The organism is Xylanibacter brevis P6B11 (assembly GCF_000621825.1).
In the GTDB taxonomy this organism is placed as follows: Bacteria; Bacteroidota; Bacteroidia; order Bacteroidales; family Bacteroidaceae; genus Prevotella; species Prevotella brevis.
On sequence record NZ_KK211353.1, the window covers coordinates 155,986 to 182,220 of the forward strand.

Annotated in this window: 22 protein-coding genes; 10 read left to right on the forward strand and 12 right to left on the reverse strand. The window is 49.8% G+C overall.

What is annotated here, in order from left to right; genetic code table 11:
• Window positions 1–142 precede the first annotated feature (142 nt).
• From T496_RS0112235 to T496_RS0112275, 8 genes are all read left to right on the forward strand, one after another.
• Complete coding sequence (locus tag T496_RS0112235; protein WP_027451011.1) at window positions 143–2,686, forward strand: TonB-dependent receptor; 2,544 nt, start codon at window positions 143–145, stop codon at window positions 2,684–2,686.
• Between the two features lie 16 nt (window positions 2,687–2,702).
• Window positions 2,703–3,569: a DUF5689 domain-containing protein gene (locus T496_RS0112240; RefSeq protein ID WP_027451012.1), complete on the forward strand. Its 867-nt coding sequence runs from the start codon at window positions 2,703–2,705 to the stop codon at window positions 3,567–3,569.
• Window positions 3,570–3,605: 36 nt separating this feature from the next.
• Entirely contained in the window at window positions 3,606–4,541 is a 936-nt protein-coding gene (locus T496_RS14565) for a hypothetical protein (protein WP_052342232.1), read from the forward strand.
• Between the two features lie 85 nt (window positions 4,542–4,626).
• Window positions 4,627–4,881: a type B 50S ribosomal protein L31 gene (locus T496_RS0112250; protein ID WP_027451013.1), complete on the forward strand. Its 255-nt coding sequence runs from the start codon at window positions 4,627–4,629 to the stop codon at window positions 4,879–4,881.
• A 116-nt stretch (window positions 4,882–4,997) separates the two neighbouring features.
• Complete coding sequence (locus T496_RS14195) at window positions 4,998–5,969, forward strand: DNA/RNA non-specific endonuclease (protein WP_044111269.1); 972 nt, start codon at window positions 4,998–5,000, stop codon at window positions 5,967–5,969.
• Window positions 5,970–6,075: 106 nt separating this feature from the next.
• On the forward strand, window positions 6,076–6,627 hold the full coding sequence (locus T496_RS0112260; RefSeq protein ID WP_027451014.1) for a glutathione peroxidase: 552 nt from the start codon (window positions 6,076–6,078) through the stop codon (window positions 6,625–6,627).
• Between the two features lie 50 nt (window positions 6,628–6,677).
• Complete coding sequence (gene trxB / locus T496_RS0112265) at window positions 6,678–7,610, forward strand: thioredoxin-disulfide reductase (RefSeq protein WP_027451015.1); 933 nt, start codon at window positions 6,678–6,680, stop codon at window positions 7,608–7,610.
• 904 nt (window positions 7,611–8,514) lie between these two features.
• Window positions 8,515–10,221 carry a hybrid sensor histidine kinase/response regulator transcription factor gene (locus T496_RS0112275; protein WP_081783660.1) on the forward strand — a complete coding sequence of 569 codons (1,707 nt, stop codon included), beginning with the start codon at window positions 8,515–8,517 and terminating at the stop codon, window positions 10,219–10,221.
• Here T496_RS0112275 and T496_RS0112280 read toward each other — a convergent pair.
• A complete protein-coding gene (locus T496_RS0112280) occupies window positions 10,154–11,596 on the reverse strand; it encodes a sodium:solute symporter (protein WP_027451017.1) in 1,443 nt (480 codons plus the stop codon). The two genes, T496_RS0112275 and T496_RS0112280, sit on opposite strands and share 68 nt — an antisense overlap.
• A 132-nt stretch (window positions 11,597–11,728) precedes the next feature.
• Here T496_RS0112280 and T496_RS0112285 point away from each other — a divergent pair, with 132 nt between their 5' ends.
• A complete protein-coding gene (locus T496_RS0112285; RefSeq protein WP_027451018.1) occupies window positions 11,729–13,093 on the forward strand; it encodes a TrpB-like pyridoxal phosphate-dependent enzyme in 1,365 nt (454 codons plus the stop codon).
• A gap of 13 nt (window positions 13,094–13,106) precedes the next feature.
• Here T496_RS0112285 and T496_RS0112290 read toward each other — a convergent pair whose 3' ends face one another.
• From T496_RS0112290 to mfd, 3 genes are all read right to left on the reverse strand, one after another.
• Complete coding sequence (locus T496_RS0112290; protein WP_027451019.1) at window positions 13,107–13,811, reverse strand: hypothetical protein; 705 nt, start codon at window positions 13,809–13,811, stop codon at window positions 13,107–13,109.
• Window positions 13,812–13,944: 133 nt separating this feature from the next.
• Entirely contained in the window at window positions 13,945–14,364 is a 420-nt protein-coding gene (locus T496_RS0112295; protein ID WP_394331353.1) for an Hsp20/alpha crystallin family protein, read from the reverse strand.
• Window positions 14,365–14,538: 174 nt separating this feature from the next.
• Window positions 14,539–18,036 (reverse strand): transcription-repair coupling factor, encoded by a 3,498-nt coding sequence (gene mfd, locus T496_RS0112300; RefSeq protein WP_027451021.1) that lies wholly within the window; start codon window positions 18,034–18,036, stop codon window positions 14,539–14,541.
• Window positions 18,037–18,133: 97 nt separating this feature from the next.
• Between mfd and T496_RS0112305 the strand changes: the two genes are divergently transcribed.
• Window positions 18,134–18,883 (forward strand): polyprenol monophosphomannose synthase, encoded by a 750-nt coding sequence (locus T496_RS0112305; protein ID WP_027451022.1) that lies wholly within the window; start codon window positions 18,134–18,136, stop codon window positions 18,881–18,883.
• A gap of 25 nt (window positions 18,884–18,908) precedes the next feature.
• Here T496_RS0112305 and T496_RS0112310 read toward each other — a convergent pair whose 3' ends face one another.
• The 8 genes from T496_RS0112310 to T496_RS0112345 all read right to left on the reverse strand — a co-directional run bounded on the left by T496_RS0112310 (window position 18,909) and on the right by T496_RS0112345 (window position 26,088).
• Window positions 18,909–19,667, reverse strand: a complete 759-nt coding sequence (locus T496_RS0112310) for a lysophospholipid acyltransferase family protein (protein WP_027451023.1) — start codon at window positions 19,665–19,667, stop codon at window positions 18,909–18,911.
• A gap of 7 nt (window positions 19,668–19,674) precedes the next feature.
• Window positions 19,675–20,646 carry a metallophosphoesterase gene (locus T496_RS0112315; protein WP_197018966.1) on the reverse strand — a complete coding sequence of 324 codons (972 nt, stop codon included), beginning with the start codon at window positions 20,644–20,646 and terminating at the stop codon, window positions 19,675–19,677.
• Between the two features lie 11 nt (window positions 20,647–20,657).
• Window positions 20,658–21,437 carry a vitamin B12 dependent-methionine synthase activation domain-containing protein gene (locus T496_RS0112320; protein WP_027451025.1) on the reverse strand — a complete coding sequence of 260 codons (780 nt, stop codon included), beginning with the start codon at window positions 21,435–21,437 and terminating at the stop codon, window positions 20,658–20,660.
• On the reverse strand, window positions 21,434–22,756 hold the full coding sequence (locus T496_RS0112325; protein ID WP_027451026.1) for a dihydroorotase: 1,323 nt from the start codon (window positions 22,754–22,756) through the stop codon (window positions 21,434–21,436). The genes T496_RS0112320 and T496_RS0112325 overlap by 4 nt, the downstream gene beginning before the upstream one ends.
• Window positions 22,753–23,484 carry a DUF4369 domain-containing protein gene (locus T496_RS14200; protein WP_052342233.1) on the reverse strand — a complete coding sequence of 244 codons (732 nt, stop codon included), beginning with the start codon at window positions 23,482–23,484 and terminating at the stop codon, window positions 22,753–22,755. The genes T496_RS0112325 and T496_RS14200 overlap by 4 nt, the downstream gene beginning before the upstream one ends.
• A gap of 102 nt (window positions 23,485–23,586) precedes the next feature.
• Complete coding sequence (locus T496_RS0112335) at window positions 23,587–23,973, reverse strand: hypothetical protein (protein WP_027451027.1); 387 nt, start codon at window positions 23,971–23,973, stop codon at window positions 23,587–23,589.
• A complete protein-coding gene (locus T496_RS0112340) occupies window positions 23,957–24,310 on the reverse strand; it encodes an FtsB family cell division protein (protein WP_044109728.1) in 354 nt (117 codons plus the stop codon). The genes T496_RS0112335 and T496_RS0112340 overlap by 17 nt, the downstream gene beginning before the upstream one ends.
• Window positions 24,311–24,330: 20 nt before the next feature.
• Window positions 24,331–26,088, reverse strand: coding sequence for a DNA polymerase III subunit gamma/tau (locus T496_RS0112345; protein WP_027451029.1), 1,758 nt, complete (start codon window positions 26,086–26,088; stop codon window positions 24,331–24,333).
• Between the last annotated feature and the right edge of the window lie 147 nt (window positions 26,089–26,235).

The window sequence follows — 26,235 nt, forward strand, 5'->3', positions numbered from 1 at the left end:
AATGTTTCTGCAAAGATAAATAAAAATTCTGGTACGACAACAGAAACATTATTTTTTTTTAGAAAAGTTTTGCGCTTACACCATTTTTATATATCTTTGCACCAAATAAAACTAATTAAATCTCTATAAAAAACATTTATTTATGAACAGAAAGCTGAAAACAATGGTGCTGATGCTTTGCATCGCTCCTGCTGTGATGGCCCAGTCTGAGTCAGACCCCCTGACCACAGACCTCCAGAACGAGCATGCATTCACCTTCACCGAGAGCCAGCTGGACGAAGACGAAAACATTCCTAAGAACGTCATCATCTTCTCGTCTAGCCGTAATGTGTATGCCAGCGAAGTGGGCTACCGCTTTAGCCCCGCCCGTTTCAAGTTCCGTGGCTATAATTCAAAGTACAACGACATCTATATCAACGGCAACCCCGTGAACGATATAGAAACTGGTACCTTCCGCTATTCGTTCGTAGGCGGTCTGAACAACCAGACACGCTCGCAAGAGACCACGCTGCCCTTCGAGGACAACCAGTTCTCTATGTCGGGCATGGCTGGTTCGGCCAACTACAATTTCCGTCCAAGCAGCTTCGCTACAGGACAGCGCTTCTCGCTGGCCGGTGCCAACCGCAACTACAACGTGCGTGCCATGTACACCTACAACACAGGCATGATGGACAACGGATGGGCTTTCACCGGTAGTCTGACATACCGCTGGGGTAACGGTACGGGCTTTGTAGATGGTACATTCTACAACTCGCTCTCTTACTTCCTGGGGGCAGAGAAGATGATCAACGACCAGCACTCACTATCGCTGGTGACATGGGGTAACCCCACCGAGCGCGGCACGCAGGCAGCCTCTGTGGATGAGATGTACTGGATTGCCAATGACTATCAGTACAACTCTGTATGGGGATACCAGAACGGCAAGAAGCGCAACTCGCGTGTGATCAAGGATTTCCAGCCTGCTGCCATGCTGATATGGGACTGGAAGATTGACGACGACACCAAGTTGACCACCTCGCTGCTGGGCAAATACACCATGTTCAGCAACAGTCGTCTAGACTATAACAACACCACTAACCCTCAGCCCGACTACTACTCGGTGCTGCCCAGCTACCACTTCAAAGTGTGGGACCAGGAGGCTACCGAGGACCGCGACGCTGCTGCCCTGGCCAACTGGCAGGCCAGCTACGACTATCTGTCGGCCAGCAAGGCTAACCGTCAGGTGCACTGGGATCAGATGTACTTTGCCAACCGCACCGTGGCACTGCAGGGTGGCGAGGCGATGTACTACCTGAAGCGTTTCCACGACGACCAGCTGACGATGAACCTGTCGTCTTACCTGGAGAAGGTGTTGAACCCCAGCACCATTCTGCACGGTGGACTGCTGCTGTCGGCCAACAAGGGTATGCACTACCAGACCATGGACGACCTGCTGGGTGCTACGAAGTTTACCAACGTGAACACCTACGTGATCAAGAACTATGGCAAGGACAGTCAGCAGGCACAGTATGACCTGAACAACCCCAACAAGTTGATTGGCAAGGACGACCGCTTTGGCTACGACTACAACCTGCTGGTGAACCGTGCTCAGGCATGGGCCGGCATCTCTAAGGATATTGAGAGCGCTCACCTCTTCCTGAACGGACGTGTGGCTGGAACCAGCATGCAGCGCGACGGTAAGATGCGCAACGGTCTGGCTCCAAACAACTCTTACGGCAAGAGCAGCACCAAGAGCTTCTTCGACGCTGGCTTCAAGGCTGGCGCACACTTGGATCTAGGCAAGGGTCACGCCCTGCTGCTGGGTCTGAGCTACGACTCAAAGGCTCCTGATGCCAAGACGGCCTTTCAGGCTGCACAGGTGAGCAACGAGTTTGTGGCCGACCTGAAAGACGAGAAGATGATGACTGCCGAGCTGGGCTACCAGCTGAAGACCTCATGGTTGGGCCTGAACTTCAACGCCTTCTATAGCCACCTGGACGACGTCACAGAACAGAGCATGTACTACTCTGACAGTGACCACTCATTCTCATACGTATCGCTGACCGGCATTGCCAAGAGCTACTACGGACTGGAGCTGGGTGCCAACGTCAAAGTGACCGACTGGTTGAACATCAAGGCACTGGGTACTATCAGCGAGGCTAAGTACATGAACAACGCCAACGTGAGCTACATGCTGTCGGAGGATGGTTTGACACGCAGTGACGTGGTACTTAATAAAGGTATGCGCGAGGGCAACACACCACTCACTGCTGCCAGCCTGGACCTGAGCTACCATGCCAACGGCTGGTACGTGGACCTGATTGGCAACTACTACGACCGCATCTACCTGTACTACACACCCGTGACACGTTATGCCAGCAACCAGCCAAACAGCATCAACATGATTACTGGCGAGACGGAGTATAACGACGTTCCTGCACAGGACAAGGGTAAGGGTGGCTTCATGGTTGACGCCTCTATCGGTCGTCAGTTCTACCTGAAGAACGGACACCGTCTGGGTGTGAACTTGATGGTGACCAACCTGCTGAACAACCTGAAGATTGTCACTGGTGGACGCGAGCAGAGCCGTGTGAAGTATGAGGACGGCGAGCCCGTGAACCCCAAGAAGGACCCCTTCAAGAACAGTCCTTACAAGTTCTATGCTAACGGCATCAACGGTATGCTGATGCTTAACTATTACTTCTAAACAAAACGGACGCATTATGAAAACAATAAAATATCTTGCAATGACACTTGTTGCCCTGTTGGCAGTAGCTTGTCAGGGTGACTGGGATGAGCCGACGTTAGCCTATGGTGACTTGAATGGCAACAACAACATCACGGACGAGAACATCATCACCATTGCACAACTGAAAGATAAATATCCCAACGTGTTTGCCTCTACGGACAAGGCCGTAAAGATTGAGGAAGATATCAAGATCAAAGGTCGCGTCAGCGGTAACGATATTGGCAGTAATATCTACAAGCAGTTCTTCCTTCAGGACGAGACCGGCAGCATCATCATTTCTGTAAACCAGAGTGGTATGCATGCTTTTCTGGCCGAAGGACAGGAGATTATCGTGGACCTGAAGAACCTCTGGATTGGTGGTTATCGCAAGGAACCACAGATCGGTTCAAAATATGGCAGCGGCGTGGGACGTATGAACAAAGAGGTGTTCCAACAGCACTTTAAGTATGTGGGCACACCCGACGTGACAAAGATCGATACGCTGAAGTTTGCATCTGTTGCCGACTTCATGAAGCTGGACAAGAACAAGAACTGCGGTCAGCTGGTACAGATCGGCGGCATAGAGTTCAAGGACGTGGAAGGTCTGGGCACCTTTGCACCCGACTCGACGAAGGACCACACCGTGACCATCAAAGGTGGATGTGTGTCGCGCGAGCTGAAGGGCTACACCGCCAACCAGATCGTGGTACGCACCAGCACCTATGCTAAGTTTGCTGCCTGGAAACTGCCCAAGACCAAGGGCACCATCGTTGGTATGGCTACACGCTTCGTCAGCGGTTCTACCGACACCTGGCAGATTATGATCCGTAAGGAAAGTGATATCAACTTCCCCGAGGAATAATACAAGTAATAAGAACCTTTTAAAAAGAACAACAATATGAAAAGGCTATTTAGAAATCTGACATTCTTCGCACTGGCTGCCGTAGCACTGGCCGCCTGCGATAAAGATGTCGAAGCGCCTTACGGCATCCCTGGAACTGATGCTAACCCTCTGGGTACGCACATCAAGGGTGGCACCGGCAGCGGAACGGTGGCAGATCCTTATAACGTGATCAGCATCCTGAACGTGGCCAGCAATCTGGAGGCAGGCGACAACACCGACGACTACTGCTTTATCAAAGGTAAGGTGGTGTCGGTCACAGACCAGTTCACTGCACAGTACGGTACAGGCACATTCTATATCTCTGTTGACGGTACAAAGACCAACCAGTTCTACGTTTACCGCGCCTACTACCTGGGCAACAAGAAATGGACCGCCACCGACCAGCCTCTGGAAGTAGGCGACGAGGTGACCATATGCGCCATTGTGACCAACTACAACGGCACGATTGAGACCGCTCAGAACCTGGGATTCATCTACGAGCTGAATGGCGAAAACCGCGGCGGTGCTCCAAAACCACTGGCACCTGCAGTAGGCGATGGCAGCCTGGAGAACCCATTCAACGTTTCGGGTGCACTGAAGTTCACCAAGAAACTGGGCAAGGATGTCAACTCTACAGAGGATGTTTACATCAAGGGTATCGTGTCTAAGATTGACGTGAGCAAGAATGTGGAGCAGAACTACAATAGCGGTTTTGGTAATGCCACCTTCTTTATCTCGGACGATGGCGAAGATGCCAACACCTTCGAGGTTTACCGCGCCAACTACTTCAACAACACCAAATGGTCAGAGGGCGCAGGTCCTGTGCTGAAGGTAGGCGACGAAGTGGTGGTCTATGGTAAGGTGGTGTATTACAAAGGCAATACCCCTGAGACCGTCTCGGGCAAAGCTTACCTCTACATGCTGAACGGCGAGACCACTCCCGGAAAGTAAAAAAAGGCTTAAAAGTTTGCGAGAATCAAAAAAAGTTCGTACCTTTGCAGCCCGAAATTATTCATAAACAACAATTTATAAAGAAATGAAACAAGGTATTCATCCAGAAAACTATCGCCCCGTCGTGTTCAAGGACATGTCCAACGGCGATATGTTCCTTACGAAGTCTACTGCAAAGAGCAATGAGACAGTGGAGTTCGAAGGCGAAACTTACCCAGTGGTAAAAGTCGAAATTTCAAGTAGCTCTCACCCCTTCTATACTGGTAAGAGCAAGCTCGTTGACACGGCTGGTCGTGTTGATAAGTTCATGAGCCGCTACGGTAAGGCTGCGAAGAAATAAGATAGCTTACACTTGAAGGAATAAAAGGTGCATTCTGGGTAGTTGCATATGCCCATGACTGCACCTTTTTCTTATGGAAAAGAAAACAGATTACAGGAACACACACAAAAACAAGAATGGTTTATCAGTATCACTTATTAAGTAATAAGACTGCCCTACTCCTTCTGATTCTTTGCGCATCATTACTGAGTGCCTGTGGCGATGACAACGACGACACCGTCAACATCGTCAACAACAACCGCAACGACGTGAGCACCTATCCGGAAGCCGCCAGGAAGGAGTTTCCAAAACTGAAAGACAACGGCAACAACATTGTCATTGTACACTACACGAGCAATGGCGAAATCAACTACTCGGTGGAATGGGATGTGGAGAAGCAGTCGCAGCGCTGGTCTTGCTACCAGATTTATGCGGGCAACCGCAGTTCGAACACATCGAGATATTATGGAAACCCACAATATCCTTTCGATCCGGAACTTAGTTCAGAGATTCCTTACTTTGGAGGTGACGATCCCTTCAAAGGAAGTGGTTTTGACCATGGACATATCTGTCCGTCGGCAGACCGTCTGAACTCTGCCGAGGCAAACTATCAGACATTCTTCCTGACCAACATGCAGCCGCAATACAATGCGTTTAACGCAGGCGTATGGGCACACATGGAAGACTACATGCGCAGCAAGATTACGAAGAGTAGCGAAGACACCTTATTTATATGTAAGGGTGGCACCATCGACAACGAGAGCCAGATACTGATGCACCGCAGCAACGGTCTTATCGTACCGAAATACTTCTTCATGGCGGCCCTGCTGAAACGTTCTAAGGACTGGAGCAACGTGGGGGCGCTGGGCTTTTTCATAGAACAACGGAAGGTTGACAACTATGCAAGAACATCAGAAGATACGAAATATGACCTCAGTCCGCATGTGGTCAACATCAACGAACTGGAAAGACTGACAGGTCTGGATTTCTTCTGCAATCTGCCTGACGACATCGAGGAACTGGTAGAAGGAAAGTCTGCTGACTTCCTAAGAAGTGTATGGGGGCCAATGGTTGCGCCCAACCTGACTATTCAGAAGAATGGCAATTGACGACGATTGATTAAAATTACGTAAATTGTTTGGCAAAACAGAACTTTTTGTGTAACTTTGCAACAAAAGATTTCTGAATAACATTGAATTTTTACATAACACAACAATGAGAACTATTTACGATTTCTCTGTCAAGGACAGGAAAGGAAAGGATGTATCACTGAAAGAGTATGCCAACGAGGTAATTCTTATCGTGAATACAGCAACGAAGTGTGGCTTTACCCCACAGTATGAAGAACTGGAAAAACTCTACGAGAAATACCACAGCCAGGGATTCACAGTCTTGGATTTCCCCTGCAACCAGTTTGGACAGCAGGCACCTGGCACCGATGAATCTATTCACGAATTCTGCAAAGCAAACTTTGGCACCGAATTCCCACGTTTCAAGAAAGTAAAGGTGAAGGGCGACGATGCAGAACCCTTGTTCAATTTCCTGGTAGAGCAGAAAGGCTTCCAGGGTTGGAACATGGAGCACCCCATTGCCCACATTCTGGACGACATGCTGACAAAGACTGACGCCAACTACAAAGAGAAGCCCGACATCAAATGGAACTTCACTAAGTTCTTGATCAACAAGAAGGGACAGGTGGTAGCACGTTTTGAGCCCACCGAGAAGATGGAAGTCATCGAAGAGCAGATTGAAGAGTTGCTGAAGTAATTCACAACACATCATTACAAATCAAAGTTAATCATTCAAAGTTCACAGTTATGAAGACAAAATGCTTAATTATAGGTAGCGGCCCTGCTGGTTATACAGCAGCGATCTACGCTTCAAGAGCTAATCTATCGCCCATTGAATACTGCGGACTTCAGCCCGGTGGACAGCTGACCCAAACAACGGAGGTAGAAAACTTCCCCGGCTATCCACAAGGTGTTGACGGCAACCAGATGATGATGGACCTGCGCCAGCAGGCTGAGCGATTCGGTACTGACATCCGCGACGGCGAGATTGTCAAAGTGGATTTCTCAAAAGCGCCCTACAAAGCATGGGACGATGCTGGCGAAGAGATTGAAGCCGACACCGTGATTGTAGCTACTGGTGCTTCTGCAAAGTATTTAGGACTGCCCGACGAAACGAAATATAACGGTATGGGTGTGAGCGCCTGTGCCACCTGCGATGGTTTCTTCTACCGCAAGAAGACCGTAGCAGTGGTAGGTGGCGGCGACACTGCCTGCGAAGATGCACTCTACCTGAGCGGTCTCTGCAAGAAAGTCTATCTGATTGTTCGCAAGAACTACCTGCGCGCATCCAAGGTAATGCAGCAGCGCGTGATGGATCGCGAGAACATTGAGATCCTATTTGAACACAACACCATAGGACTGTTTGGCGACGGTGCTGTAGAAGGTGCCCACCTGGTGAAGCGTATGGGAGAGGCCGATGAAGAGAAGGTTGACATCCAGATTGACGGATTCTTCCTGGCCATTGGTCACAAGCCCAACACAGCTATCTTTAAAGAATGGCTGGACACCGACGAAGTAGGTTACCTGAAGAAGATCGACGGAACACCAAAGACAAAGGTTCCAGGCGTCTTCGTGGCAGGCGACTGCGCCGACCCAACCTACCGACAGGCCATCAGCGCCGCAGGAACAGGTTGCCAGGCAGCCATCGAGGCCGAGCGCTACTTGCTGGCAAAGAATTAAGATGAACCGAAATCGAAACATCGTTTTATCGAAGCATCGTTTTACCGAGATATCGAAATATCGAGATATCGAGATAACGACAAAAAGAGTTAACGACAAAACAACAAAAAAGAACAAAAAACAAAAAAGCCCCGCTTCACAGCGAGGCTTTTTCAATTAACTAAATTAATCAACCATAAACCTTAACCATTAAAAATCTCTTTTGATATTGCAAAGATATATAATAGTTTTAATGATGAGGTTCAACTATTGTTATTTAAGGTTTAAAAAATAACAATTATCATATTTTCTACCTAAAATCACAATATTTCAACCATTTTGAAAACTATTTCAGCCCCTAATTTACTTAATAAGTGAAAAAATCGCTTAAAAATAGAAAATAAATGGCAGAGAAAGTATTCTGGCATGCAACAACTAACGGCCCAGCAAAACACCTAAACTGATCAAATCATGTCGTCCAACCAGAACCTGAGCCATGGGCGACTATTTCCATCAAAGTAACCAACACCGATTATTATAGAAAAGCCATCAAATGATAACAGCTTTTCCTGGAGCACAACTACAGGCAGAATAAATACTGTAGGAGATTTCAACAATAATTAAGGCTAGAAGAATATAAAAAGAAAAAAAAGAGCCACGCTTCCCAGCGTAGCTCTTTCGATTAACTAAATTAATCAACCATAAACCTTAACCATTAAAAATCTCTTTAGATAATGCAAAGATAAGAAATGCTTTCCAAAACGACGTTTAACTTTTGTTATTTAAGGTTTAATAATCGTGAATTAACGTTATTTCTACCAAAAATCACAATTTTTAAACCAATTAGTGCACTTTTTCGACGATTTTGTTGGAACTTTCGATAAAAATATCTATCTTCGCAGACGGAAATCTAAACCTTAAAAGAATGAATATCGCGTATAACATAGCACTCGGCATAGCAATTATTGCCATATTAATCATTCATGGACGCATGCTCTACCAGCAAAGCATCGGTCGGCGGAATCGCAGAAAGATGGAAGAGGTGTTCACGAACATCAGCCATGAACTGCTAACACCACTCACCGTCATCTCGGCCTCGGTAGATCATCTACGCGAACAAGAACCCAATCATGCATCAGACTATGCACTCATGCAATTAAATATTGAACGCATGGTGCGCCTACTGCAACAGATACTGGAAACCAGCAAATCGCATTCTGGCGAACTGAAGCTTCTGGTATCGCAAGGCGACGTCATGCAGTACATCCGTCAGACAGCTCTCTGTATTGAACCACTGATGCACAAACATGGTCAGACGTTCACCATAGAGACGAAGCCCAACTCTATGATGGGGTGGATAGATACCGACAAGTTGGACAAGATTATCTATAACCTGCTGTCGAATGCTGCTAAATACACCAAGGCGGGTGGAAACATCTCGCTCCGCGTGATGACAAACAATCTGTATGACCATATTATTATACAAGTAACAGATGATGGTATCGGCATCTCGGCAAACAAGATGAAGAACCTGTATCATCGCTTTCACGACGGAGAATACCGCAGGATGCAAGCGAAGGGCAACGGACTAGGACTCGCACTGACGCACGACCTGGTGATGCTGCACGGAGGAACCATCAACTGTGAGAGCAAGGAAAACATAGGAACCACCTTTACTGTCACGATTCCTATCACCAAGGAAGCATTCCTGCCAGAGCAAGTCGATGAAAACAACGCCTTCGACCTCAGCAAGACACAATCAAACATCATCGACCTGAAGGCACTCTATCCAGAAGATGACGAGCCACCAATGTCGGCCGCCATCCAACCAACAGACGAGAATGCCTACAGGCTGCTGCTCGTAGAAGACAACGAAGAGCTGCTGATGCTGATGAGAACACTGCTGAGCAAGCGTTATCATATCTACACCGCCTCTAACGGAAAAGAAGCGCTCGACATTGTGAAAAGCAAACATCTGGACCTCATCGTCTCTGACGTGATGATGCCTGAGATGGATGGTAACGAACTGACACAGAAGATCAAGTCAAAACCAGAATGGAACCACCTGCCCATCATCCTGCTGACAGCCAAGACCAACGAAGAAGACCGCAAAGAATCAATGATTATCGGTGCCGATGACTACATCGCCAAACCCTTCCGCTTGGGCGACCTAGAATTGCGCATAGACAATCTGATCTCGAACCGAAAGCGTATTATGGAAGCTGCAGGCAAAGAACCCATCACCGAAAATCAGCAGATATCGCCCGATGACGAGTTTATGCAGCGAGCCTACAAATGCGTACTGGATCATCTTGACGACAGCGATTTTGACCGAGATGCCTTTGCCAAGGCGATGGGAGCTTCAGGCTCTACGCTCTACAACAAGTTGCGCGTGCTGACGGGCATGAACATCACCACCTATATTCGCGACATACGCATGAAAGAAGCCAAACGACTGGCCGAGAGCCATTCCAACATGCGCGTCAGCGACCTGGCTTATCGCGTAGGATTCAAGGACCCGAAATACTTCGCAACCTGTTTCAAAAAAGAGTTTGGCGTACAGCCTAGCGAGTATATGGAGGCACAGAGCAACGGCATAGCCACAAGCCAACAAACGTCAGCAGGCCGTTGAGCATCAGCAGTTCGTAGCCAAAATGATAGTTCAACAGCAGTTCGGCTGCACAAGCGATGCCATAGCAAATGAATGGCGACGTCACACAAACCACAGGCACCCACCGCTGGCTAACATACAGTTTGGTAAACAACCCAAAAGCGAAGAGTCCCAACAGAGGACCATACGTATAGGAAACGATGGTATAGATGGCATCTATCAGCGACTTGCTATTGAGCGTATGGAACATCACGATGAAAGCCACAAAAAGCAAGCAGACAGCTAGATGTACGCGTTTACGCAGTTTCTCGTCGTCGTGTTTTTGTCGGATATCAACGCAATAGCTGGTGGTTAGCGACGTCAGGGCCGAATCGGCACTTGAGAACGATGCCGCCACAATGCCAAGAACAAAGAGCAATGGGAGAAGCTGAGAAGTCAGAGGAATCACTTCACCCTTCACAAACATGGGCAGCAGTTGGTCGCCCTGAGCAGGAATTTCAACCCCTTGTTGCTGAAAAAGCTGCACCAACAATACGCCCAACGACAGAAACAACAGATTGGCCGGTACAAAAGCAACACCATAACTACACATATCTTTCTGTGCCTCGCGCAAAGTGCGGCACGTCAGATTCTTCTGCATCATATCCTGATCGAGTCCTGTCATCACGATCACGATAAAAGCACCACTCAGAAACTCTTTCCAAAAGAAGAAAGGCGACCGCCAGTCGCTGAACTCAAAGATATGACTATGGGCATCGCTGGCAATGGCCCGTACGGCATCACCCATGGAGAAGTGGAGCGACTGAACCACCATAAATATAATGAGAAGGAGCGCCATGAAGAGACAAACCGTCTGGAACGTATCGGTGAAGACCAGCGTGCGCACCCCACCCTTTCGCGTATAGAACCATATCAACGACACCATCAACAGCACGTTGATGAAGAAGGGTACGCCCAGCGCCTCGAACACAAACTGCTGCAGAATAAGGCATACCACATAGAACTTTACCGCAGCTCCCACCATCTTGGAAATGAGGAAGAACCAGGCTCCCGTCTGATACGAAGTAGCGCCCAAACGCTGTCCTAGATAAGTATAGATAGACGTGAGATTCAGCTTATAGTACACCGGCAGCAATAAAAAGGCGATGGCCAGATAGCCCACAATAAAGCCCAGACACACCTGCAGATAGGTCATCTGCGAAGTCAGCACCATGCCTGGCACGCTGACAAACGTGACGCCGGAAATGGAAGCGCCCACCATGCCAAAGGCCACCATATACCAAGGCGAGCGGCGTCCTGCACGAAAGAAAGCCTGATTATCGGCACGCCGTACTGCCAGGCGACTGATGCCCATCAGTACGAAGAAATAAGCCAATATTGTTACAATAATCCACATACAGCCTGCAAAGTTACACATTTTTCCCAAGTCAGCCCCCACAGTGTCACAAAATTCTTACCCCTTCATTCTTCATTCTTAATTAATTATATTATCTTTGCAGCGCAAATACTAAACCAATAATAGAAACGTATGAGCAAACAAAAGAAATTTATTCTCCCAGAGAGTGAGATTCCCACGCAATGGTATAATATCCAGGCAGACATGCCCAACAAGCCATTGCCCCCTATTCATCCTAAAACCCACCAGCCACTCGGCGTTGACGACCTGGCACACATCTTCCCCCGCGAATGCTGCGTACAAGAACTGGACACAGAACACGCATGGATAGACATTCCAGAAGAAGTATTAGAGAAATACAAATACTATCGTTCAACACCATTGGTACGTGCCTACGCCCTTGAAGAGGCCCTAGGTACACCCGCCCATATCTATTTCAAGAACGAATCTACCAATCCACTTGGTTCACATAAGATCAACTCAGCCATTCCCCAGTGCTACTATGCCAAGCAGGAAGGCACCACCAACGTCACCACAGAGACCGGTGCCGGACAGTGGGGCGCCGCTCTGTCATACGCAGCGAAGATCTACGGTCTGGATGCCGCTGTCTATCAGGTGAAGATCACGATGCAGCAGAAGCCCTATCGCTCCAGCATTATGCGCACCTTTGGTGCAGCCGTTACAGGTTCACCTTCTATGTCGACACGTGCCGGTAAGGACATCATCACCAAGGACCCCACCCATCCCGGTTCGCTGGGAACAGCCATCAGCGAGGCTGTCGAGCTGGCCACCACCACGCCCAACTGTAAATACACACTGGGCTCAGTGCTGAACCACGTAGCTATCCATCAGAGTATCATTGGTCTGGAAGCCGAAAAACAGATGGAGATGGCCGGTGAGTATCCCGACATGGTGATTGCCTGCTTCGGTGGAGGTAGTAACTTTGGCGGTATTGCCTTCCCCTTCATGCGTCACAACCTGAAGGACGGCAAGAACACCCAGTTCATCGCTGCCGAACCAGAGAGTTGTCCTAAACTGACACGCGGTAAGTTCCAGTACGACTTCGGCGACGAGGCAGGCTATACCCCTCTGCTCCCCATGTTCACACTGGGGCATCAGTTCAAGCCCTCAAACATCCATGCTGGCGGTCTGCGCTATCATGGTGCAGGCATGATTGTCAGTCAGTTGATCAAAGACGGTCTGATGTATGGCGTTGATATCCCACAGCTCGAGTCATTCGAGGCCGGCATGCTCTTCGCCCGCACCGAGGGTATCATCCCTGCGCCCGAGAGTTGTCATGCCATTGCCGCCACCATCCGCGAGGCCAAGAAGTGCATTGAGACAGGCGAAGAGAAAGTCATCCTCTTCAACCTCTCAGGCCACGGTCTGATTGACATGCCTTCTTACGAGTCGTACATCAATGGCGACCTGCAGAACTTCAGCGTCAGCGATGAGACTATCGAGAAGAACGTTGCAGAGCTGGATCAGATTATCTAACAGAGAAAGAGATTTATTCGATGGTCAGTCCGAAGACGATATAAGTCTTCTGCGAACAAGGATTGGCCACCACTTGTGCAAAGACTGGCAGGGCGAAATGTTCTGTCAGTCTTATATTTTTGATAGCCTTCAGATTGACATTCGTCACGGCGAAGCCCGTCGTGTGGTAATAGTCTGACTTCCATGGAACGAAAGCCAGCTGTGCCTCCCATTGGAAGTTAGCCAGTTTGAAGGGCGCAGTCAGCTCTACATATGAAGAATAGGCGCGCTTGCCATCCGCCGTCTGATAATCCTGACCGGCAAAGTTGGTTTGCCACGAAGCATCCACGATGCCGAAATCATAGCCCACAAAAGCCTCAAACACATGACTGGTGCTGTGTGCATCGTAATAGAGATAACGAGTATTGGGTGAATCGCTCCAGTAGTCAACAAGTCCAAATCTGAAGTTTCCCAGGGTATATTGTGCCGTGATGTCCAGTTCTTTAGGGTCTGTCTTGTCCGAGATACCGATATTGGCACCGCCCACCAAACTGAATCCCTTCCACTCGATGCCCAATGCAGGTTGAAAACTGGTGGCACCCATTTCTTGTCCACGCCACATATACTGGCTCAGAATGTCTGCTTTAGCAACGGTGTTTATCTCATCTTGTGCCTGAACACCCATAACAACGACACAAGCCATAGCTGTCATCCAGCTGCGCAATACTTTAATAATCATAGATTTCTTCTTTATTATCCAGGTGCAAAGGTACGAAAAATATACATCAAAAACGACACACATCAAAAAAAAGAGGAAACAGCACCCTTCGTCAGAATGCCATTTCCTCCATAAGTCAATCCTTTATGCTGTTTTATCCAATCTCAATCTGGCGGCTCACCTTGACCTTTTCCTCAGCATGCTTAGGCAGTTCTACCGTCAGCACACCGTTTTCTACGTGAGCTTTGATCTGGTCACGCTCTACATCGTCGGGCAACAGCAGCGTCTGTTCAAACTTAGAATATGAGAACTCGCGACGCAGATAGCGAGTGCTCTTGTCCTCCTCCTTCTGTTCCTGTTTCTTTTCCATCTTGATGATCAGGTTGCCCTCATCATTGATATGTACGTTGAAATCGTTTTTCTGCATGCCTGGAGCAGCCAGTTCAACGGTGTAAGCTTTGTCGCTCTCCTTCACATTGATAGCCGGTGCCGTGCAGTTGGCACGTGGCATAAACTCTGTATCAAAGAAATCGTTGAATACACTGGGCAGCCAAGCTGCGTTACGTCTCATCATTGGTGTCATAATATTGTCCTCCTTATTATGTTTTATTTTGGTTTAACTTGTTGTCTGAGCATCCGACTTCATGTCGCTGCTCACTACTTATAACGCAAGATAAATGCCAATGTAAAAAAGGCTGCCATTTTGTCTTAAATACAAGACAAAATGGCAGCCAACGCTTATTTAAGCTTACTTTTTAGAAATATCGTTCAGCACCTTGACTGCTTCGCCAACGGTAGGCACATCGGTCACCACCATCGAGCGCTTGCCATTCTGTTCGCGAAGGTTGCAGCGGCGCACATTTCTTCCGATATAATCAAGAATTTGGCTGAACGCCTGACTCTGATAGAACGGGCTTCTTGGATTGCTGACGAAGTAGAGGAACATACGTCCCTGCTTCAGCATGATCTTCTCGCAGCCCAGATGCTTGCCACTTCTGCGCAAGCCAACTACCTGCAACAGTTCCTCGGCCTGTGGTGGCAACGGTCCGAAACGGTCCACGAGACGCGTACGGTAGGCCTCCACCTCCTGGTCGTTGCGCGTATTGTCCAGTTCGCGATAGAGCAGCATACGCTCTGAGTCGCTGGGCACATACTGGTCGGGAAAGTACATCTCCAGGTCTGATTCCAGGTTGCAATCGGCCACAAAGTCCACCTGACTGCCGAGCGATGAGAACTGCGACGAGTCCATATCCCCTTTCGAGGCCTGGCTTTGAGTCCTTTCACCACGCGCGTTGCCACCCTGTACTGCGCTCCGTGCCTCGCTCTCTTCCATCTCTGGCTCCTCATTTCTCAGTTCTGCCATAGCCTCATTCAGAATCTTCTGGTACGTCTCGTAACCCAAGTCCGAGATAAAACCGCTCTGTTCGGCGCCCAACAGGTTGCCTGCACCACGGATGTCGAGGTCCTGCATCGCAATGTTGATGCCACTACCCAAGTCAGAGAAGTTCTCTAGAGCCTCCAGACGGCGACGACTATCTACCGGCAGTGCTGCCAAAGGCGGTGCCAGCAAGTAGCAGAAGCCCTTGCGGTTGCCGCGTCCCACGCGTCCACGCATCTGGTGTAGGTCAGACAGTCCGAAGTAGTGTGCACTATTAATAATAATGGTATTAGCATTGGGAATGTCGATACCATTCTCCACAATCGTGGTAGAGAGCAGCACGTCGTAGTCGTAGTTAGAGAAGTCGAGGATGATCTTCTCCAGCTCGTCGGGTTTCATCTGTCCATGACCGATGGCTATACGACAGTCGGGAATGTACTTATGTATCATCTCAGCGATGTGCGTCAGGTCGCTGATGCGGTTGTTCACGATATAGACCTGTCCGTTGCGGCTCATCTCGAAGTTGATAGCATCAGTGACAATCTCTGCCGAGAATGTGTGTATCTCTGTCTGGATGGGATAGCGGTTGGGTGGTGGCGTCTGGATGACGCTCATATCGCGAGCGCCCACCAGCGAGAACTGCAGCGTACGAGGGATAGGCGTGGCACTCATGGTGAGCGTGTCCACGTTGGTTTTCATCTGGCGCAGTTTCTCTTTTGTAGAGACGCCAAACTTCTGTTCCTCGTCGATGATCAGCAGTCCCAGGTCCTTGAACTTCACGCTCTTACTGATCAGCTTCTGCGTACCGATCAAGATGTCCACCTTACCCTCGGCCAGGTCCTTCAATAGCGCCGTGGTATGTTTGGTAGAACGAGCACGTGTCAGATAATCCACTCGCACAGGCATATCCTTCAGTCGTCCGAGGAACGTGCGATAGTGCTGGTAGGCCAGCACTGTGGTGGGCACCATCACAGCCACCTGTTTACCATCGACGGCAGCCTTAAAGGCAGCACGCACGGCCACCTCGGTCTTGCCAAAGCCCACATCGCCACACACCAGTCGGTCCATCGGTTTGGGCAGTTCCATATCTGCCTTCACCTCCTGTGTTGCCTTCAGCTGGTCGGGTGTATCTTCATAAAGGAACGAAGCCTCCAGCTCGTGTTGCAGATAGGTATCGTGACTGAACGCGAAACCCTTCTGGCGTTTACGTGCCGCATAGAGCTTGATCAGGTCACGAGCAATATCCTTGATATGTTTCTTGGTGCGCTCCTTCAGTCGCTCCCACTGTCCAGTGCCTAGCGTCGACATGCGTGGCTGTTGGCCATCGTCCTGCGACTTATACTTCGACACCTTATAGAGTGAGTGGATGCTCACATAGATTGCATCGCCGCGCTGATACACGATTTTGATCATCTCCTGGAAACCACCATCCTGCAGAGGCATCCTGACCAGTCCGCCAAACTTACCAATGCCGTGGTCCACATGCACCACGTAGTCACCCACCTCAAATTGCTGTATCTCCTTCAGCGTCAGCGCCACCTTACCACCACGGGCCTTGTCGCTCTTCAAGTTGTACTTATGGAAGCGATCGAAGATCTGGTGGTCGGTGAACAGACACAGACGTGCATCCATATCCACGAAGCCCTCATGCAGCGTCTTATCGACGGGCACAAACGTGATGCCCTGTTTCATCTCGGCAAAGATATCCTTCAGGCGCTCCTGCTGTTTCTCGCTGTCGGCCAGGATATAGAGTTTGAAGCCTTGCAACAGGAAGTCCTCTAAGGTCTGCGTCAACAGTTCGAAGTTCTTATGAAACAGCGGTTGGGGCTTGATGTTGAAAGAGACACACGCCCCCTCAACGGCATGAGCACGAGCGAGCAACAGCTTGCGGAAGGGTTCGGCATCGCGTGCAAACTGACTACCGGTGATGATCTGACTGTCGCGCTGCATCTCCTTCTCTATCTGGCGCTGTTCCAGTTCTGTAGCGCCCTCCATGCGTTCCTGCATGGCCTGAGCCGAAAAGCCTTCTTGATAGGCTCGCTCAATACATTCGCGCACGAACTGGAAGTCCTTCATGGCCAGCATGGTGTTCTTGGGCAAGAACTTCAGTATCGACTCTTTTTCCTCGACAGCCGTCAGTTCGGGCACCACATCCACCAGTTCGCAGCGCTCTTTCGAGAGCTGGTCTTCCACCTGAAACGTGCGGATAGAGTCGATCTCGTCGCCAAAGAAGTCCAGGCGGAATGGAAACTCATGACTGTAGGAATAGACATCCAGAATAGAGCCACGCAGTGCAAACTGGCCTGGTTCATAGACATAATCCACCTCACGGAAGCCGAAGTCACGAAGCGTGACACAGACATCATCCACACGGATGGACTGTCCCTGCTGCAACGTCAGACGACGGGCATCCAACTGCTTTCGCGTCACCACCATCTCGGCAAGCGCCTCTGGATAGGTGACCACATACAGGTAAGATGAGGGGTGAGCAGCACCTTCGCCAACCACGACCGGCTCTTCTTGTTCTGTCAGTCGCGTCAGCACCTCCGTGCGGAGTATCTCGCTGGCGGGATCTTTCTGTCCATACTTGATGGCGCGACGATAGCTGGACGGGAAGAAGAGCACGCTCCCCTCGCCCATCACCTGACAGAGGTCGTGGTAGAAATAACCAGCCTCATCGGCATCGTTGAGGATAAACAAAAGTTTCTGTGATGTCTTCAGTGCTAATGCGCTGAACAACATAGGTGCTGACGAGGCCAACAGGCCATCCAGAGAAATCGTCTTCTCCGAAGATTTCCCCATCAGCTTTGCCAATGCCGCCACCTGAGGCTTCATGGCATACAATGTCTGCAGTTCCTGAATGTTCATTATAAATACCTGGTGCAAAGGTAACAAAAAAAATCATAATACATGATGACGTATTCATAAATAATTTGTACCTTTGCACTATCAAACCATATAAACTATGAACAAGAGCGACTGCATTGTCATCATTCCTACCTACAACGAGAAAGAGAACATCGAAAAAATCATCCGAGCCGTTTTTGGATTGGAGAAGTGTTTCCATATTCTGATCATCGACGATGGTTCGCCCGATGGCACTGCCCAGATTGTGAAGGACCTGATGGCCAACGAGTTCGGCGATCGTTTGTTCCTGGTTGAGCGCAAAGGTAAGCTGGGTCTTGGCACGGCCTACATTGCTGGTTTCAAGTGGGCCCTGCAGCACGACTACGACTATGTGTTCGAGATGGATGCCGACTTCAGTCACGATCCTAACGACCTGCCTCGCCTGTACAGTGCCTGTCACGACGAAGGCTACGACGTGGCCATCGGCTCGCGCTATGTCAGTGGTGTGAACGTGGTCAACTGGCCCATGAGTCGTGTGCTGATGAGCTACTTTGCTTCTAAGTATGTGAAGATGATGACTGGCTTCCCTATCCACGACACCACTGCCGGATTCAAGTGCTACAAACGTCGCGTGCTGGAGACCATCGAGCTCGACAAGATTCGCTTCAAGGGCTACGGTTTCCAGATAGAGATGAAGTTCACCGCCTATAAGATTGGTTTCAAGATCAAGGAGGTGCCCGTCATCTTTGTCAATCGCAAAGAGGGCACCAGCAAAATGTCGGGCGGCATCTTTGGCGAAGCATTCTTTGGTGTGATGCGATTGCGCTGGGATGGATGGACAAGGAAATATCCAAAAATAAAGGAATAGTGCTTTTCACTATTCCTTTATTTTTTTATTGGTCTGGGTTCTCCACGAAACCTTGGTATTCTGGCACCAGCGCCGACATCACGCTGTCGTAGGCCTGGTTCTTGGTAGCCTCGATATTGTCGGCACCTTGTCCCACGGGATAGATAGGCTGATGGATGGTGAGTGTCAGCGGATGCCAAAGCACAAACTTCATGTCGCGCATGCGAGGCATCACGTTGAAAGAGCCATTGATGGTGAGGGGCACCACGGGCAACTGCAGTTCGTCGGCCAGGGCAAAGGCGCCACGTCTGAACAAGCCCATATGTCCGGTAAACGAGCGTGAGCCCTCGGGGAACACCGTCACGCTGGTGCCACCCTGGAGCGTGGCACGAGCCTTGTCATAGGTAGCCTTAATCTTCTTCGGACCACGTTTATCCACAAATATCTGGTGAGACTTCTCGCAGGCGTAACCCACAAGTGGCATGTTACGAAGCTGGTGCTTCATCATCCATTTGAAGTTACGGTTCAAGTAGCCATAAATCAAGAAGATGTCGAAGGCACCCTGGTGATTAGCCACAAACACATACGACTGGTCTTTCTCCAGTTGAGCACGTCCTTCCACTTTGACAGGAAGTAGCAGAGCCCAAAGAATCACGCGGGCCCAGATATGAGCGGGGTAATAACCCCAGAAATGACCGTTGCCCAAGGCACAGCCTACAGAAATGAAAAGGACCACCAGCACCGTAGCCACCAGAACGATGGGGAGTGCGATGAATAGTTGATAGATGCGATAAAAGTATTTCATAATGGTATTATTTCTTTTTCAGTGTGATGACCACGATCTCTGACGGCACGCCCAGACGGAAAGGGATGGCAGCACCGACACCCTGTGTCACGCAAAGGGCGCGATCGCCCATATAGTACATACCGCCATATTCATGGTAGCGAAGCGAAGCCGGCGACCACCCAAATAGATTGAGTTGTCCGCCGTGGGTGTGCCCACTGAGGGTCAGTTGGGCGTGACAATGAGGCAGTATCTTTCTGCGCCAGGAAGAGGGATCGTGCTCAAGCATGACCACAAACTGATTTCTGCGGATGTGACTCAACGCCTGAGAGATATCGCCATTCGCCGGGAAGCGCCCATCGCCGTCGTTATCCATGCCAGCAATGACGATGCTGTCGTTGCCGCGGTGAACCAGGTGATGACTGTTGCATAGCAGATGCCAGCCCAGCAACTGATGATTCTCGACAGAACGGCCTGTCAAGCCTGATATCTCAAATGGATCGTCGGTTCCCAGATAGTCGGGATAGTCGTGGTTGCCCAACACCGAGTAAACGCCATCGGGTGCCTTCACACTGCCCAGCAGATCGATGAATGGCTTCACCTCGTCGGGATGGCGATTCTGCAGATCGCCTACAAACACAATCATGTCGGCATGCTGCGCTTTGATGCTGTCCACCACACGCTCTAACAAGTCACGTCGCTTGCCTTCGAAAGCCTCGAGGTGTGTGTCGCCAAACTGCACGATGCGGTAGCCATCGAAAGCAGCAGGCAGGTCGGCACTTGCATATTCCACCTCCACTACACGAAGTTCATCGTTTCCTACATAGAAGCCATAGATGAATGCTGCCCACATTGTCAGCAGCAGCGCGGCAGCACTCCAGCGCATCTTGCTACGTGGTTTCATATAGAGCATCACGCCTGCAAAGGCGCTCAGCATCATCAGCACCACCCACCCTATCAGGCTGTAGGTGTCTGGATCAAGCAATATCAGGAGAAGCATAAATTGTGTGTTCATAGATTAGCCGACAAAAATTTACGTATATTTTCTACGCTCATGCCACGACGAGCAGCATAATCGCACAACTGATCATTTCCGATGCGGCCAATGGAGAAGTAGCGAGCCTGCGGATGACTAATCATCAACCCCGAGACGCTGGCATGAGGACGCATGGCGCCACTCTCTGTGAGCGAGACGCCTATCTGCTGCATGTCGAGCAGTTCGTCTAACAAGAAGTTGATGCTGGCATCCGGCAGCGAGGGATAGCCCACGGCTGGGCGAATGCCTTGAAATTGTTCGAGATGCAACTCTGCCATAGAAAGATGTTCATCAGCTGCATATCCCCAGTAGTGGGTGCGCACCTGCAGGTGCATCAGTTCGGCAGCAGCCTCAGCCAAGCGGTCGGCCAACAGTTGCGCCATCATCTTTTGATAGGGGTCGGCATCGAAATCTGTTTCCATACCCTTATCCACGCTGGTCACAAAAATGCCTACCTTATCCTGGTCGGGATGGATAAAGTCGGCCAACGAGTAACAGGGCGCCACACCCTGCTGACGCAGACAAGGGATATGCTTATTGGAAGGAAGCAGCACGATATCATCACCAGCACTATGCGCATCAAGAATATGAAAGAGCGCATAGGCATGATAGCGATGCTCTAGCGACATGAGAAACTGTTCGGCCTCAGCTTTAATCTTCTGCTGTTCAACGGGTTGTTTCAACTGCCACGCATGGTAGAAGTAAACCCAGTTGATATAGGGAACAAGCGTACTAATGTCGTAGGTCAGCTTCATCGGAATGCTATGGGCTGACCTATATAGCTGCGGTCCACTTGCCCATTATTATATATAAGGTGTCCGTTACACAGGGTTTTCTCTACCCGCCATTGGAAGGTGTGGCCCTCCAGCGGACTCCATCCACACTTACTCTCAATAACATCGGTCGTCACCGTCCACGGACTGTTAGGACGCACAAGGACCAAGTCGGCCTGCGCCCCCTTGCGAATAAATCCGCGGTTGCGCACCTCAAACAGGCGTGCGGGGTTATGCGCCATCAGCTCTACCATCCGCTCTATCGTCAGCACGTGCTGATCCACCAGTTCCAGCATGGCCACCAGCGAGAACTGTATCATAGGCATACCGCTGGCAGCCTTTGCGCAGCCGCCCTCTTTCTGCTTCAACAGATGTGGAGCATGGTCGGTGCCTACTACTGCGATACGTCCATCGCTGAGCGACTGGCGCAGCATGAACTGATCCACGGGACTCTTGATAGAGGGGTTCACCTTGATGCGGGTGCCCAACTGGGCATAGTCGAGCATCGAGAAGAACAGATGTCCCACGCACACCTCAGCCGTGATATCGGTCTGGTTGGGTGTAAAGAGCTCCAGCTCTTCGGCCGTCGTCACGTGTGCCACGTGCAGACGCGCCTTGTATTTCTTGGCCAGGTTGACAGCCTTGGTCGTAGAAACCAGACATGCCTCCTCACTACGTATCAACGAGTGCAGGCGCACATCGGGATCCTCGCCATAGCCTTTCTTGGCCTCCTCCATATTCTTATTGATGATAGCCGTATCTTCACAATGCGCCATCAATGGGAGTGGCGTGCTCTTGAAGATACGTTCCAGGGCTTCATCGCGATCTACGAGCATATTGCCGGTAGAGCTTCCCATAAAGAGCTTAATGCCGGGAATACGATGAATATCCAGTTGGGGAAACAGGTTGGTATTATCATTGGTAGCACCGAAGAAGAACGAATAGTTCACGTGGCTCTTCTCGGCAGCCAACTGAAATTTCTCTTGCAGCGCCTCAAGGGTTGTGGTCTGAGGCACACAGTTGGGCATATCAAAAAAAGACGTGACGCCACCAGCAGCGGCAGCACGACTTTCACTTTCCATGTCGGCCTTGTCCGTCAGGCCGGGTTCACGAAAATGCACGTGGTCATCAATCACGCCAGGCAGCAGATAGCAGCCCGAAGCATCGATCACATCACCTTCAAAGTTCTGAGGCTCCGCATTTTCCAAAATCTCGGCGATGCGTTCGTCTTCCACGACCACACATCCCTTGAACTGACGTCCCTCATTGACGATGGTAGCACCTTTAATCAGTGTTTTCATTCGCCCTCCAGTATTTTGTTCACCTCTTCATCGGTTGGTTCAGACAGTGTATTGTCCGCGTTCTCTGGCATATCCGACTTTGTCACAGCCTCGTAGAAAGCCTTCACCTGAGGGTCGTTCTTGAAGCGCTCGGTGGCCTTGCTCATGATGTGCTCCACCTGAGGAACCGACGAGCAGTTTCTGACAAAGACATAAGGGCCCAGGATATTATCGAAGTTGTTCACCACGAAATCCGTCACCAGGCTATCCTCTTCGCTGATAATCTTCATGCGCTCACGACCAATCTCCTGAGCTACCACCGACTCATCAACGCCGTCCAGCAACATCTGGGCATCGCGGTGTCCCAGTTCCACCATACGTCCGGTCAACTGGTTCATTTGTTCCAAGAAAGCATAGAGGCAGTCGTTCAGTGGCGTGCCACTCACCTTCTGCTTTGTATCGTCAATTGTGATAATGATTTCGCCTTTCTCTATGACCACCGGCATGATGCTCTGGTCATCCATGAAAAGACCTGCCATGCAAGTGCTGTCCAGCACGCCGCAGAACTTAAAATCGCCATGCACCACCTCGCATGAATCTAGATTTGTCAACTTCTCATCTTTCACCACTTTCAGGTAAAGCTTGCTTCCGTCCAAAAGCGACAGTGATGAACTACCTTTGATATTGTATGACTCTGCACACGAGGTTAAGGCTGCTACTATGGTTAGTATATAAAGAATTTTTTTCATAAATTGAATTTCGATTTCTGCAAAAGTACAACGATATCTTGAACTAAAAAAAAAAGTTTGCGCATTTTAAAACAAATGCGCAAACTTTTAGGGATTTTTTGCTTATTTAATCAGTTCATTGTCTATTCTGACCGTTGTGTACAGTTGCAAGACGGCTGCCAACAGCAGCGTCACCACCCAATTATTGTGAATATATTGTGCATAAGTTATCTGATCGATAAAGGGCACTTTCCCATATGTGGCAAAAAGCATGACGGCTGTCAACAAAAGCAGCAGGTCGCTGAACAGCATGATGCGGCGCAGGCGTCGGATGGTAATGTTGCGTCCATCATAGGTTTGCAGCATCTGGACAACGGAGTAAAAGATGGCTCCCGCGCTAAACACATAGGGTGATAAATGCCACTCAAAAATGGTGCCTATAGCACCCGCCAGCAACAGCACAGCACCCATCTGAAAGGTGATAGCCTGCCATTTATTCAGTTCTTTCATCGTCTAAAGTCTTTTCTTCTTGTTTAACCTCATCATCGCTCAGCACGAAGATGTCTTCATCGGCCGCCTTCATAAAATAACGTTCGCGCGCAATGCGTTCCATCGCTTTGGGGTTGTGTTGCAACTCATGGATGGTCTTCTGGTCGCGTTCAAAGTTTTTCTCATAGACAGCTATTTCCTCCTTCAGTTCGCTCACGCGCTGCTTATAGCGGAAATGGTTCCACACGCTGTTCTCATCGAGAAAACCAATGAATAGCACACCTATCACGAGCACCACGATGTACTTCATGTAGGGCAAGTGCGCGATGCGCAGAAGGGTTTCTTTTATTTTTTTCATATCTTCACTGCTTTACGTTGTCAGGCGAGCACCAGATCAAAGGCCACTCGCAATTTCTCAACCGATGGATTCTCCTTAGCCAGTTCTTCAAACTGCTCGCGGCGTGTCAGTGGCTTTACCGCCTCCTGTGTCTCTGCCACACGCAGCACTAAGTCGATACCATTATTTCGCAGATGCAGTTTCAAGGTGCTGATGATGCTACCTTTTATCTGCTCCATCTCCGTCTTCATAATCTCGTTAGGCACCTCCACCTCAACGATAGGCATCTCGGTGACAACCGGATTCATATTCTTCATGCGCATGGCAATACCACTGTATTTCTGTGGCATGCGGTTGCACATGGACAACCACTGCAATTCCAGGTCGGCCTGCGAGAACTGGTTCTGCTCATCGACCTGTTTTGACTCCACGCCCGGCGTACCTGGCAGTATCTTCATCTTGCTATTCTGCTGTCGCAGGTTTTTCCAAGACATGCCCAGGTTCGACACCTTGATAGTGGGCTTTGGCACACTATTCTCTGGCTGAGCAGGCTGTGAGATCTTTACTTCTTCCGCTTTCTTCTCATGATTCCTTGACGCAGCCGCGGTCACCTGTTGAACCGCTTGCTGAGGCCTTGTCTGCTGAATCAGTTGCTTAAACAGGGATTTTAGTCTTCTGGGCTTACGCCCACTGGCAGCCCCCTCATCGGGCTGAGTCAGCTGTGCCACCTCGATGAGTGTCAGTTCCACCAAGAGGCGCTTGTTGCTTGACTGGCGATAGTTCACGTCACACTGGTTCATCAGTTTCAGTGCACTATAGAGGAAAGGTAACTGCACGCGCTGAGCCTGATCGACATAGCGCTGGCGCTGCTGCTCGCTAACCTCCAGAAGCGACAGTGTCTCAGCATTTTTAGCCATCATCACGTTGCGCACATGCTTGGCCAGTCCCTGTATGAGCAGTCCACCGTCAAATCCCTTATTGATCACATCGTTCAGGAGCACCATGATGTCGCTCACCTTGTTTTCCACAGCCATATCCACGATGCGGAAGTAATACTCCGAGTCCAGCACGTTCAGGTCTTCTATCACCTTCTGATAGGTGATATCACCCTGACAGAACGAGGCAGCCTGATCAAAGATTGAGAGGGCGTCACGCATACCGCCATCAGCCTTCTCGGCAATCACCGCCAGCGCCTGTTCCTCATATTTGATGCCTTCCTTCTCGGCCACGCTCTTCAGGTGAGCAATGGTGTTCTGCACCGTCATGCGCTCGAAGTCATAGATCTGACAACGGCTCAGGATGGTGGGCAGGATCTTATGTTTCTCGGTTGTAGCCAGGATAAATATCACATGTGCAGGTGGTTCCTCCAAGGTCTTCAGGAACGCATTGAAGGCAGCAGTAGAAAGCATGTGCACCTCGTCAATGATAAACACCTTGTACTTGCCCAACTGCGGTGGGATGCGGGTTTGCTCCATCAGAGTCTTGATATGTTCCACCGAGTTGTTTGATGCAGCGTCCAGCTCAAAGATGTTCAGCGAGCGCTGCTCGTTGAACGACTGGCAGCTCTCGCACTCGTTGCAGGCCTCTCCATCTGCCGTAGGATTCTGGCAGTTGATCGCCTTTGCAAAGATGCGGGCACAGGTCGTTTTTCCCACGCCTCGTGGTCCGCAGAACAGATAGGCATGTGCCAGTTTCCCGCTCTTCACGGCATTTTTCAATGTCGTCGTCAGAGCGCTCTGTCCCACCACTGTATCAAAGGACATCGGGCGGTACTTACGTGCCGAAACGATATATTCCATATATACAATTACCTTGTTTTTAGTTTCACGTGGCAAAGTTACGAAAAAACGAGAGAAATGCAAAAGGAAAAATTGTTTTTTCTTTTCATTTCCGAGTGCCAAGTAAGTTCGGCGAAGCCAAAGTTACGAAAAGTCGAGAGAAATACA